Source organism: Ruegeria sp. BHSC043 (genome assembly GCF_059612985.1).
This window is the reverse complement of record NZ_JBXWRS010000003.1, coordinates 64,286-76,387: the sequence shown is the minus strand read 5'-3', so window position 1 is coordinate 76,387 and position 12,102 is coordinate 64,286. Positions and strand designations below refer to the sequence as shown.

Genomic DNA, 12,102 nt, shown 5'->3' with positions numbered 1-12,102 from the left:
ACTATCCGCATGTTTCGAACCGTTGCGGATGGAGTCAAACGCATGTCACGCAGAATCAAGTCGGCCCTGGCCCTGTTGGCGGGCAATGCCATCGGTCTGTTGCTGGCCAGCCTGTTGCTGACCGGCTTTTCGATCAAACCGGTATCGTTCATCGTGGTTGTGATCGTGTTCACCTTGGTTCAGGTCGTGGCCGAGCCATTGATCCTGAAGATCGGGGAAAAGAACGTGCCGGCGCTGAAGGGCGGAATCGCGCTGGTGGTCATCTTCGTGGGCCTGCTGGTCACCGATCTGGTCACTGAAGGGCTGACCGTGGGCGGCATCTCGAACCTGCTGGCGGCGACGCTGCTGGTGTGGCTGGGCGCCCTGATCGCCGGGGTTCTGCTGCCGATCTACGTCTTCACCGAACTGCGCGAGCCCAAGAAATAGGGCCTAAGCCAGCGCAGTCAGGCTGTCGTTCAGAGCCTGCCACAGCTCATCCACCGGCTCGCACCCGATTGAAAGACGCACGAAGCCGGGATCGACCTGATCTCCCCAACGCGCGCGCCGCTCGGCCGAGCTGTGCACGCCACCAAAGGAGGTGGCCGGGCGCAGCAGCGGGCAGCCATTGATGAACCGTTCGGCCTGGTCCTTGGAGGCCAGCGTGATCGTTAGCAAAAAGCCGAACCGCGTGGTCTGTTTGCGGGCCAGATCGTGCGACGGATCCGACGGAAGGCCGGGATAGCGGATCTGCTTGACCTTCGGGTGATCGGCCAACCGTTCGGCCAGAACCTGCGCCGAACTGCACATGCGATCGAACCGGACGTCCAGCGTCTCCAGCCCGCGATGCAGCAGCCAGGCCTCATGCGGTCCGGGGATCGCGCCCGAGACGCGGCGCCATTCCTCGACACGTTCCATGATGTGGGTGTCACGGCCGGCCACATGGCCCATCAGCAGATCGGAATGCCCGCCCATCGCCTTGGTGTCCGAGGCGACGACGATGTCGATACCCAGGTCCAGCGGGCGTTGTCCCAGTGGGGTCAGCGTCGTATTGTCGGCGATGGTGATGCCACCCGCGGCGCGCACGTCTCTCGCCACCTGCGCCAGGTCGATCATGTCGAGCCCGGGGTTGGACGGGCTTTCGACGAAAACCACATCTAACCCGTCGAACCCGCCCTGCGCGAATGCGGTCGTGGGGCGCTCTTCGACCGACACGCCCAGCTTGGCGAGGAACCGGTCGGCCAGCAGGCGGGTGACATAATACCCGTCCGACGGGATAAGGATGCGCGACCCCGCCCGCACGGTGGCGAACAGCGCGGCCGAAATCGCGCCCATGCCGGACGGAAAGATCAGGCAGGGTGCGTCTTCGAGATGCGCCAGCACGTGCTCGACCTGCGTCCAGGTCGGGTTGTCAACCCGGCCGTAGGTCGGGTGCCCGTCCGGCGCGCCGGGCAGGTGGAACATGCTGCTTTGGGTCAGCGGCAGGGCCACCGGCTCGCCCTTGCTCAGCGCGTTGCCGCGCAGATGCAGCATCTCACCGGTCTTGGGAGGGCGCGCCATCGCTCAGCGCCCCGGAATGTCGCTGCGCGGCGGGGCGGGTTCCCAGCGCTCGATGATGTCGACCGCCTCTTGCGCGGTTTCGACAAAGCGGAACAGGTCCAGATCCTGTTCGGAAATCGTGCCGGCATCGGCCAGGGCTGTCCAGTTGATCACCCGTTCCCAGAATTCGCGCCCGAACAGCAGGAAGGGCACGCGCTCCATCCGGCCGGTCTGGATCAGCGTCAGCGACTCGAACATCTCGTCCAAGGTGCCGAACCCGCCGGGGAAGATGGTGATCGCGCGGGCGCGCATCAGGAAATGCATCTTGCGGATGGCAAAATAGTGGAAGTTGAAACACAGATCCGGCGTGACGTACTGGTTCGGGGCCTGTTCGTGCGGCAGCACGATGTTCAGCCCGATCGAGCAGCCGCCAGCATCATGCGCGCCGCGGTTGCCGGCCTCCATCACGCCGGGGCCGCCGCCGGTGACGATCACGTTCTCGCGGCAGCCGCACAGCTTGGATTTCTCGGTCATTAGCCGTGCGAATTCGCGCGCCTCGTCATAATATTTCGAAAGTTCGGCCAGGGTCCTGGTCCGCGCGCCGTCTTTCTTGGACGGTTCTGGTATGCGCGCGCCGCCGAACATCACGATGGTCGACGTGATTTCGCGCTCGGAAATGTTCAACTCGGGCTTCAGCAACTCCAGTTGCAGCCGCACGGGGCGCAGCTCGCTGCGCAGCAGGAATTCTTCATCGGCAAAGGCCAGCCGGTACGAGGGCGAGCGTGTCTGCGGGGTGTCCGGAACCTCGCTTGCGGTCGAGCGGTCGGTCTGGGCGTCGCGGAAGGGGCTGAGGCGTTGATCTTTCATTGCTGGGCGTTCCCTGCTTGCGTGTTTTCCAAACAGCTATAGGGTTCGCGGGCGGAGTGCCAGTCACGGAAAGATAAGAATGGATTGGAAACACGAGATTTCGGCGGCGGCCCAGAGGATTGCCGGCCATGCGCAGGTGACGCCGGTCATGACCAGTGCTGGTCTGGGGCTGGGCTATCCCGTCGAGCTGAAGCTGGAGCACCTGCAGCACACCGGCAGTTTCAAGGCGCGTGGCGCCTTCAACACTTTGCTGAGTACGGATGTGCCCGCGGCCGGAGTGGTGGCGGCATCGGGCGGGAATCACGGTGCGGCTGCGGCCTATGCCGCGCGGGCGCTGGGCCATCCGGCCAAGATCTTCGTGCCCGAGATGGCCGGTCCGTCCAAGATCGCCCTGATCGAACGGATCGGGGCCGATCTGAGCGTCGTGCCGGGCGAATATGCCAATGCCCTGACGATGGCGCGTGAACACGAAGACCGAACGGGTGCGATGCAGATACATGCCTATGATGCGCCCGCAACGGTGGCCGGGCAGGGTACCTGTTTCGCCGAATGGGACAGCCAAGGCTTGCAGGCCGATACCATATTGGTGGCGGTGGGCGGCGGCGGGCTGATCGCGGGGGCGCTGGCCTGGTTTCAGGGCGCGCGCAAGGTCGTTGCGGTCGAGCCGGAAACGTCACGTGCGTTGAGCGCCGCGTTGCAGGCCGGTGCGCCGGTGGATGTTCCTGTGTCGGGTATCGCTGCCAACGCGCTGGGTGCGCGGCGGATCGGCGACATCTGTTTTGGGCTGGCGAAGGGGATGACGTCGGTGCTGGTCAGCGACGATGCGATCGCCGAGGCGCAGCAGCGCCTGTGGCAGGCGCACCGTATTCTGGTCGAGCCGGCGGGCGCGACGGCACTCGCGGCTCTGACCTCGGGCGTTTACACGCCGGAACCCGGCGAGCGGGTCGCGGTTCTGGTCTGCGGGGGCAATATCGCACCTGATCCTCTCACCGCTTGAATTTGCGCCTTGAGGGCCGAGCCTTGGGATTATAGATAAAATCCCATGACCGCCACGATTGCAGATTCCATCTATGCCCGGCTCAGCCAGCGCATCATCACGGGCGAGCTGCCCGCGGGTGAGAAACTGCGGCAGGACCATATCGCGCGGGCGTTCGACACCAGCCATGTCCCGGTGCGCGAGGCGCTGTTGCGGCTTCAGGCGCATGGTCTGGCCCACAGCGAACCACGGCGCGGCATGCGTGTCACCGCGCTGGACCCGGCCGAGGTGCGCGAGGTGATCGAGATGCGCGTGGCCCTGGAATCGCTGGCCCTGCAACATGCGATCCAGAATTTGACACCGGCGGATCTCAAGGCGGCCGACAAGGCCCGCATCGCCTGCGACGAGGCGCAGGACATGCCAACATGGGAAACCCGGAACCGCGCCTTCCACCGGGCGATCCTGACACCCTGTGCGCGGCCGCGCCTGCTGCATACGATCGACGATCTGCACATCGCCAGCGCCCGCCATCTGTTCGCCCATTGGCGTCACCGCTGGGTCCAGCGGAAAGACACCGACCACGCCGCCATCGTGCAGGCGATGAAGCGCCGCGATATCGCCACGGCCACAGCGATTCTGGTGCGCCATATCCGCCGCGCCAGCTGAGACCGGCGGGTTTTGGCACCGGGTGGCCGCAAATGGCCCCGCCAACGTCGCATTGCGCATTGGCCCCGGCTTTCATATAGGCAACACCAACCAAACGAGAGTCAGCACGGAGTAACCCCATGTCCAACGCCCAACTGGAAACCGCCATCGAGGCCGCATGGGAGGCCCGCGACACGATCACGCCCGCCACCACCGGTGAACAGCGCGAAGCGATCGAGGACACTTTGAACGCGCTGGACAGCGGCGCGCTGCGGGTTGCCGAAAAGCAGGCCGATGGCAGCTGGCATGTGAACCAGTGGGCCAAAAAGGCGGTTCTGCTGGGCTTTCGCATCAAGGACATGGAAATCCAGTCCGGCGGCCCGCAGGGCGGCGGCTGGTGGGACAAGGTCGACAGCAAGTTCGCCGGCTGGGGTGAAAACCAGTGGCGCGCGGCCGGTTTCCGCGCTGTGCCCAACTGCGTGGTGCGCAAGTCGGCCTATATCGCGCCGGGCGCGGTACTGATGCCGTCTTTCGTGAACCTCGGCGCCTATGTGGACGAGGGCACCATGGTCGACACTTGGGCCACGGTCGGCTCCTGCGCGCAGATCGGCAAGAACGTCCACCTGTCCGGTGGCGTCGGCATCGGCGGCGTTCTGGAGCCCATGCAGGCCGGCCCGACTATCATCGAGGACAACTGCTTCATCGGCGCCCGCTCCGAGGTGGTCGAGGGCTGTATCATCCGCGAAGGCTCGGTTCTGGGCATGGGCGTCTATATCGGCCAGTCCACCAAGATCGTGGATCGCGAGACCGGCGAGGTGTTCTATGGCGAGGTGCCGCCTTATTCGGTGGTGGTGTCCGGCTCGATGCCGTCGAAGAACGGGATCAACCTGTACTGCGCGGTGATCGTAAAGCGGGTCGATGAGAAGACCCGTTCGAAGACCGGGATCAACGAGCTGCTGCGCGATTGATCGTAGACGTCGATCAATGTTCCGAAGGTCGCGGCTCTGGTCCGCGGCCTTTTTTGTTCGGCAGGGTCGGACCTATCCCGCCCGGTAGTCGGCGAGATCCTCGGGCGCGTGCAGCAGGGTGCCTTCGTATTTCGGCAAATCATCGCGCAGATCCAGCCAGGGCAGCTTGCTTTGATAATTGACGTGAAAGGTTGGCGCAAAGTCTGAAGGGTCTTCCAGCGAGGTCGCGTACAGATGCATCCCGCCCTCATAGTGGTCGGCCTCGAACCCCATCGGAGAGCCACACGTGGCGCAGAAATGACGCTGGACGCCGTTCGAACTGGCGAAAGTACGCGGTGTTGCGGCGGTCCATCGGAAATTGCGTGAGGGTACGCCCAACCACGCGACCACGGGCGCGGCGCAATTGCGGCGGCAATCATCACAATGGCAATAGCAACTCCAGGTCTCGGCGCCCTCAAATTCCCAGCGTGTTTCACCGCACAGGCAGCGGCCGCGTTTGGTCATGATGTCCTCCGTCGTTTTTCGCGACCAGTCTGACTGGACGGTGGGCTTGAGCGCGTCAAAAAACGACACGGCATCCGGGAACCGCGTCGAGCTGCCATGCTTGACCATCGACCGGCCCCCGGCTAAGGCCCACGGCATGGAAAAGCAAAAGAAACCCTCGCGCCAGCAGGTCTATACTCTGTTGGTTCAGATTGGTCGCAAGGATGGCGACGGCCTGCCCGAAGGCGCCACCGGCGCGGCGCTCATGTGCTATGCCAGCGGCGTGGACGAGGCCGAGGCCGTGCGCGAAACCGTGGCCATTCTCAAACAGGCCGATACGGCCCCGCTGGACGTCACCGGCTATGGGACCCTGGCCGAGCGCGAGGCGCAGGGGCACGAGATCGACCCGGACGAACGCACGCTGATGCAGAGGGCGCTGGATGAAAACGCGGTGATCGTGGCGCAGATGACACCGTTTTTCGGCGACAAGCCTGAAGGCAGCTAGCGCCGCGCGCCGAACCACTTGCTATAGATCTGGTCGTAGGTGCCGTTCTCGCGCAACGTGAGCAGCACCCGGTTGACGTCTTCGTCCAGGGGTGACCCGGTCGGGAACAGGATGCCGTAGTTCTCGCGCAGGAAGACGCCGCCGGTCATTGCCGCAATCTTGCGCCCCTCGTGGGTAGCAAAATAGGACAGGATCGGCGCGTCAAACACGACAGCATTCAGGTCCCCATCCCTGAACGCGGTCAACATGCCGTCGAGGTCATCATAGCCGACGAATTCGATCTCGCGCCGGTTCAGGAAACTGGCGGCGGTCGAGCCCGAGATCGTGCCGACCTGTTTGCCGTACAGGTCGTTGACCGAGTTGATGTTGCTGGTGATCGCGTCCACCGTCATCACCGAGGTGATCCGCGCGGTGAACACGGATACGATGAACAGCGAGGACACGACCAGCACCACACCCAGAATGCGTCCGAAGGGGGTGCGGGGCATGCGCTCTTCGAACCCGCCATTGACCACCAGGTTCAGCGCCCACCAGAAGGACGGGAACCAGGCCTCGTTCAGGTCGCGGTCGAAATAGGGTTGGGATCGGCGTTCGAATCCCCACATCAGCATGCCGCCACCCAGCAGGATGGCAAAGGCCAGCCCGATGGCGATGAACAGCTCGCGCGACAGCAGCGCCTGCATCAGGGACGGGCTGCGCGCCGCGTCGGAGGGCACCATGATCTGCAGACCGGCCTCGAAGATCGGCTGGCTGAAATCCATTCGGGCTTCGCGGTCGGCGGTGATCGAGATGTTGGCGATGGCCATGTCCGCCTCGCGGTTTTCGACCGCCGACAGCATGTCGCCGAACGTGTCCATGCGGACGACCGTATATTCCCAGCCCAGCTCCTCGGCCAGTGCGGCCAGCAGATCCATTGAAAACCCGGTATCCACGCCCTCGACTTCATACGAGAACGGTGAGCGGTCCACCGTCGCGACCGTCAGAGTTTCGGCCTGGCTGGCTTGTGCAAGGGCTGCCATGGTCAGGCAGATCAATGCGAAAAGGGCGCGCGTCATGGGGTATTCACCTGTTTCGCGGCCCTCTAGCTCAATTTGGCGTGCTGCGGCAAGGCCGTCGCAAGGTCATCACCTCAGAATTCTTTGTCCCGCATTTTCGGGCCGGATCGCCGGAAAACCGTAGATCGGGGTTGGCATCGCCGCCAATTCGTTGAATCTGTGCGGTATCCCGTCCCACGCCGAAACCGCGAGGCCCCCGAATGACCGACCCCGTAGACCTGACCGCAGACCTGATCCGTTGCCCCTCGGTCACACCCGAGGAAGGCGGGGCGCTGGTTCTGCTGGAAGAAATCCTGTCGCGGGCCGGTTTCACCTGCACGCGGGTGGATCGCGGCGGCGTCTGCAACCTGTTCGCCCGGTGGGGCGACAAGGGGCATGCGCGCAGTTTCGGGTTCAACGGGCATACCGATGTGGTGCCGGTGGGCGATGAGGCCGCATGGACCTGCCCGCCGTTCGGCGCGGAAATCCATGATGGCATTCTGTACGGCCGGGGCGCGACCGACATGAAATCGGGGGTTGCGGCTTTTGTTGCGGCGGCGGTCGATTTCGTGCGCGACACTCCGCCGGACGGGGCAATCATCCTAACCATCACGGGGGATGAGGAAGGCGATGCGGTGGACGGCACCACCGCGCTGCTGGACTACATGCAGGCGCGGGAAGAGCGGATGTCAGTCTGTCTTGTGGGCGAGCCGACCTGCCCCAACGAGATGGGCGAGATGATGAAGATCGGCCGCCGCGGGTCGATGACCGCTTGGTTCGAGGTGACGGGCGTGCAGGGCCATTCGGCCTATCCGCATCGTGCCAGAAACCCGGTGCCCGCTCTGGCGCGGCTGATGGACCGGCTGGCCAGTCACGAACTGGATCGGGGGACGGACCATTTCGACGCCTCGACCCTTGCTGTGGTCACGATGGACACCGGCAACGCGGCCACCAACGTCATTCCGGCCCAGTGCCGTGGCGCGGTGAACATCCGGTTCAACGACCTGCATACAGGCGTCAGCCTCAGCAACTGGCTGAAGGCGCAGGCAGCCAACGTGGCGGCGGAGTTCGGCGTGCAGATCGACACGCGGATCAAGGTCTCGGGCGAAAGCTTTCTGACGCCTCCGGGGCCGCTGTCGGATCTTGTGGCCCGGGCCGTCGAGGCCGAGACCGGCCGCTGGCCCGAGCTGTCCACGACCGGCGGCACCTCGGACGCGCGGTTCATCAAGGATCACTGCCCCGTGGTCGAGTTCGGCCTGGTCGGTCGCACCATGCACCAAGTGGACGAATCCGTCCCGGTCGAGCAGGTCCGCCAGCTCAAGGCGATCTATGCCCGGATCCTGGCCGACTATTTCACCTGAGCGATTGATGCGCCCGGCCGCTTTTTGGTCATGACGCGGTCGTATAGGCATGCTAGGCGGACATCATGAAACGCATACCGACCAAGCAGGAGATCCTCGACTGGATCTCGGCGAACCCCACGCTCACTTCGAAACGCGACATTGCCAAGGCCTTTGGCATCAAGGGCGCGGACCGGATCGACCTTAAACGGATCCTCAAGGAGCTTGAGGCCGAGGGCCATCTTGAAAAGCGCAAGCGCAGCTATCGAGACCCGGACCGCCTGCCGCCGGTCAGCGTGTTGCAGGTCAAGGCGCCGAACGCCGATGGCGACCTGTTCGCGCGACCGCTGGAATGGCATGGAGAAGGGGTCGAGCCGATCGTGCTGATTATATCCCGCGCCAGCGACCCGGCGCTGGGCGAAGGTGACCGCATCCTTGCCCGCCTGACCCAGGTGCATGCAGAAGACCACAATTACGAGGCCCGCCTGATCCGCCGCATCGGCGCCAATCCGCGCCGGGTCGTCGGGATTTTCCGCAAGGGCGCCGAGGGCGGGCGGATCGTGCCGATCGACAAGGCCGGATCGACCGAATGGCTGGTGGCCGAAGGTGCGGCGCTGGGCGCCAAGGATGGCGAATTGGTCGAGGCCGAGCAGGCCGGGCCGAAAAACCGTATGGGGCTGCCGCGCGCGCGCATCGTGGAACGGCTGGGCGATCCGTCCGCGCCCAAGGCGGTGTCGCTGATCGCGATCCACCAGCACGGCATCCCGGACGATTTTCCCGATGACGTGATCGCCGAGGCCGACCTGGCCAAGCCCGTCGGGCTGAAAGGGCGCGAGGATCTGCGGGACATCCCTCTGGTGACCATCGACCCGTCGGACGCGCGCGACCGTGACGACGCCTGCCATGCCCATCCTGACGACGACCCGAAAAACCCGGGCGGCCACGTGATCTGGGTCGCCATTGCCGATGTGGCCGCCTATGTGCGCCCAGGCAGTGCGCTGAACCGCGAGGCGCGAAAGCGGGGCAACTCGACCTATTTCCCCGACCGCGTCGTGCCGATGCTGCCGGATCGTCTGTCGGGTGATCTGTGTTCGCTGCACGAAGGCGTGCCGCGCGCCTGTATCGCAGTGCGGATGCGGATCGATGCAAACGGCAACAAGATCGACCACCGCTTTGTGCGCGGGCTGATGCGCTCGGGCGCGTCTCTGAACTATGCCGAGGTGCAGGCGGCCATCGACGGCACCCCCAATGACCGCACCGGCCCGCTACTGGAGAGCGTTCTGAAACCGCTCTATGCCGCGTATGGCGCGCTGAAGACGGCCCGCAACGAACGTCAGCCGCTGGACCTGGACCTGCCGGAACGCAAGATCGTGCTGAACGACAAGGGCGGGGTCGAAAGCGTGGCCTTCCGCGAGCGGCTAGACGCGCACCGGCTGATCGAGGAATTCATGATTCTGGCCAACGTGTCCGCGGCCGAGACGCTGATCGCCAAGCGCAGCCCGCTTCTGTTCCGGGTGCACGAGGAGCCGGCGCCCGAAAAGCTGGAAAGCCTGCGCGAAACGGCACAGGCCGCTGGGCTGAATCTGGCCAAGGGGCAGGTGTTGCAGACCCGTCACCTGAACGCGCTGCTGAATGCCGCCGCCGGCACCGAGGATGCCGAGTTGATCAATCTCAGCACATTGCGGTCGATGGCGCAGGCCTATTACAGCCCCGAAAACTTTGGCCATTTCGGGCTGGCGCTGCGTAACTACGCGCATTTTACCTCGCCCATCCGCCGCTATGCCGACCTGATCGTGCACCGGGCGCTGATCTCGGCCCATGGCTGGGGCAAGGACGGTCTGACCGCCGACGAGATCGAACGTCTGGAGGAGATCGCCATCCATATCTCGGACACCGAGCGCCGCTCGATGATGGCCGAGCGCGACACGACTGACCGCTATCTGGCGGCCTATCTGAGCGAGCGCGTCGGCAACGAGTTCACCGGCCGCATCAGCGGTATCGCCCGGTTCGGGGCCTTCGTCAAACTGGATGAAACCGGGGCCGACGGGCTGGTGCCGGTGCGGTCGCTGGGGCGCGAGTTCTTCCATTTCGACGCTGAGGCCGGCACCCTGATGGGAGCCGATACCGGCCTGACCATCGCCATCGGTCAGCGTGTCACCGTGCGCCTGACCGAGGCCACGCCGGTGACCGGCGGGCTGGAACTGGAGCTGCTGTCCATCGACGATCAGCCGATGCCACGTGGGGGCGGCCGTGGAAAGCCGGGTCGTCCGACGCGGCGCAAGGCAGTCAGCACCAAGCGCAAGAAGGACAAGATCAAGCGCAAGGTCGAGCGCAAACGCCGTCAGCGGTGATGGTGCGCAGCGCCTTGCAAAGGAACGCTTTGTGAATTTCCGGATTCGGGTTACCCTGAGCGCGAGCAGTCATCAGGAAAACCTGAATCATGAAATATGTGTGTGGCTTTTTGGCCGCCGCAGTTTGGGTATCCAGCTTGCAGGCGGAGACGACCAACCTTTCCCTTGGGCCAGCAGACGCCAGGGTTCAACTGGCCTCGGCCGATCTGACCGCGTCGCTCAGGCCGGTGCCTAGGCCCGCGCACGGCGCGCATCGTGTGGCGGCGGTAAATCCCCGGTTCGAGGTCTGGCTTGGCGCGTTCCAACGCCGGGCCTTGGCGCAGGGGATCAGCCAGGCCACGTTGAACCGCGCGCTGAGCGGCGTGACCCAAGACCCTGACATAATCAGACGCGACCGAAACCAAGCCGAATTTTCCAAGCCGATCTGGGAGTATCTGGACTCGGCCGTCTCGGACCAGCGCATCGCCAACGGGCGCAAGGCGCTGGAACGGCATCGCCGTGTTCTCGACCGGATCGAGGCGCGATACGGGGTCGAGAAAGAGGTCGTCGTGGCCGTCTGGGGGCTTGAGACGTCCTTCGGCAGCTTCCGGGGCAGCTCGCCCACGATCCGATCGCTGGCGACCTTGGCTTTTGACGGGCGGCGGGCGGAGTTCTTTGAAACCCAGCTGCTGGCCGCACTGCAAATCCTGCAGGCGGGCGACGTGCGCCCCGAGGCGATGACCGGCAGTTGGGCCGGGGCCATGGGGCACACGCAGTTCATGCCGACCTCATATCTGGAACACGCGGTGGATTTCGACGGTGACGGCCGGCGCGACATCTGGTCGGACGATCCCACAGATGCGCTGGCCTCGACTGCGGCCTATCTTGCGCGCTTCGGCTGGACCGAGGGCCAACCCTGGGGCGTCGAGGTACGCCTGCCGGCGGGGTTCGACTATGCCCAGGCCAGCCGCGAAATCACCCGGTTGCCCTCGGACTGGGCGGCGTTGGGTGTTCGGGCGGCGGATGGGCGGGCGATTGCCGATCATGGGCCGGCTTCGATCCTGCTGCCGGCGGGCAGCAATGGCGTGGCCCTGATGATCTTTGACAATTTCAGCGTGATCGAGCGCTACAATGGCGCCGATGCCTATGTCATCGGCATTGGCCACCTGTCGGACCGGCTGGCCGGGCAAGGCCCGTTCCGCGCCAACTGGCCGCGCGACGACCGGGTGCTGAGCTTTGCCGAACGCAAGGAACTGCAACTGCGCCTGACCCTTGCCGGGTTCGACACGCAGGCCATCGACGGACGGATCGGTCCGAACACCATCAATGCGCTGCGGGCCTATCAGGTGGCACGCGGCCTGGTGCCCGATGGCTATGCCACCGTGCAATTGCTGGAACGGATGCGCTGAACGAAAAAGGGCGGCCGCGTCGGGCCGCCC

12 protein-coding genes are annotated in these 12,102 nt (G+C 64.8%); 8 read left to right on the top strand and 4 right to left on the bottom strand.

Annotated features, from left to right (window positions below; genetic code table 11):
- Window positions 1-42: 42 nt before the first annotated feature.
- Window positions 43-426: a hypothetical protein gene (locus tag AC2FMM_RS07145; RefSeq protein ID WP_496688597.1), complete on the top strand. Its 384-nt coding sequence runs from the start codon at window positions 43-45 to the stop codon at window positions 424-426.
- 3 nt (window positions 427-429) lie between these two features.
- Here the strand turns inward: AC2FMM_RS07145 and AC2FMM_RS07140 are convergent, their stop codons facing one another.
- A complete protein-coding gene (locus tag AC2FMM_RS07140) occupies window positions 430-1,536 on the bottom strand; it encodes a cystathionine gamma-lyase (protein ID WP_496796179.1) in 1,107 nt (368 codons plus the stop codon).
- 3 nt (window positions 1,537-1,539) lie between these two features.
- Window positions 1,540-2,382, bottom strand: coding sequence for an LOG family protein (locus AC2FMM_RS07135; protein WP_496680717.1), 843 nt, complete (start codon window positions 2,380-2,382; stop codon window positions 1,540-1,542).
- A 79-nt stretch (window positions 2,383-2,461) separates the two neighbouring features.
- Here AC2FMM_RS07135 and AC2FMM_RS07130 point away from each other — a divergent pair, with 79 nt between their 5' ends.
- The 3 genes from AC2FMM_RS07130 to dapD all read left to right on the top strand — a co-directional run bounded on the left by AC2FMM_RS07130 (window position 2,462) and on the right by dapD (window position 4,971).
- Window positions 2,462-3,379 carry a threonine/serine dehydratase gene (locus tag AC2FMM_RS07130; RefSeq protein ID WP_496796178.1) on the top strand — a complete coding sequence of 306 codons (918 nt, stop codon included), beginning with the start codon at window positions 2,462-2,464 and terminating at the stop codon, window positions 3,377-3,379.
- Window positions 3,380-3,424: 45 nt separating this feature from the next.
- Window positions 3,425-4,024 (top strand): GntR family transcriptional regulator, encoded by a 600-nt coding sequence (locus AC2FMM_RS07125; protein WP_496710788.1) that lies wholly within the window; start codon window positions 3,425-3,427, stop codon window positions 4,022-4,024.
- Window positions 4,025-4,143: 119 nt separating this feature from the next.
- A complete protein-coding gene (gene dapD, locus AC2FMM_RS07120; RefSeq protein ID WP_496796177.1) occupies window positions 4,144-4,971 on the top strand; it encodes a 2,3,4,5-tetrahydropyridine-2,6-dicarboxylate N-succinyltransferase in 828 nt (275 codons plus the stop codon).
- 72 nt (window positions 4,972-5,043) lie between these two features.
- Here the strand turns inward: dapD and AC2FMM_RS07115 are convergent, their stop codons facing one another.
- On the bottom strand, window positions 5,044-5,583 hold the full coding sequence (locus AC2FMM_RS07115; protein WP_496796176.1) for a GFA family protein: 540 nt from the start codon (window positions 5,581-5,583) through the stop codon (window positions 5,044-5,046).
- Window positions 5,584-5,611: 28 nt separating this feature from the next.
- On the opposite strand from AC2FMM_RS07115, the gene AC2FMM_RS07110 reads away from it, so the two are divergent.
- A complete protein-coding gene (locus AC2FMM_RS07110) occupies window positions 5,612-5,959 on the top strand; it encodes a DUF8846 family protein (protein WP_496688604.1) in 348 nt (115 codons plus the stop codon).
- On the opposite strand, the gene AC2FMM_RS07105 is transcribed toward AC2FMM_RS07110, so the two are convergent.
- Complete coding sequence (locus AC2FMM_RS07105) at window positions 5,956-7,014, bottom strand: transporter substrate-binding domain-containing protein (RefSeq protein WP_496796175.1); 1,059 nt, start codon at window positions 7,012-7,014, stop codon at window positions 5,956-5,958. The genes AC2FMM_RS07110 and AC2FMM_RS07105 overlap by 4 nt on opposite strands.
- A 200-nt stretch (window positions 7,015-7,214) precedes the next feature.
- Here AC2FMM_RS07105 and dapE point away from each other — a divergent pair, with 200 nt between their 5' ends.
- The 3 genes from dapE (at window position 7,215) to AC2FMM_RS07090 (ending at window position 12,072) form a co-directional block, all read left to right on the top strand.
- Entirely contained in the window at window positions 7,215-8,354 is a 1,140-nt protein-coding gene (gene dapE, locus AC2FMM_RS07100) for a succinyl-diaminopimelate desuccinylase (protein WP_496796174.1), read from the top strand.
- Between the two features lie 65 nt (window positions 8,355-8,419).
- Complete coding sequence (gene rnr, locus AC2FMM_RS07095; protein ID WP_496796173.1) at window positions 8,420-10,684, top strand: ribonuclease R; 2,265 nt, start codon at window positions 8,420-8,422, stop codon at window positions 10,682-10,684.
- An 89-nt stretch (window positions 10,685-10,773) separates the two neighbouring features.
- On the top strand, window positions 10,774-12,072 hold the full coding sequence (locus AC2FMM_RS07090; RefSeq protein WP_496796172.1) for a lytic murein transglycosylase: 1,299 nt from the start codon (window positions 10,774-10,776) through the stop codon (window positions 12,070-12,072).
- Window positions 12,073-12,102 lie beyond the last annotated feature (30 nt).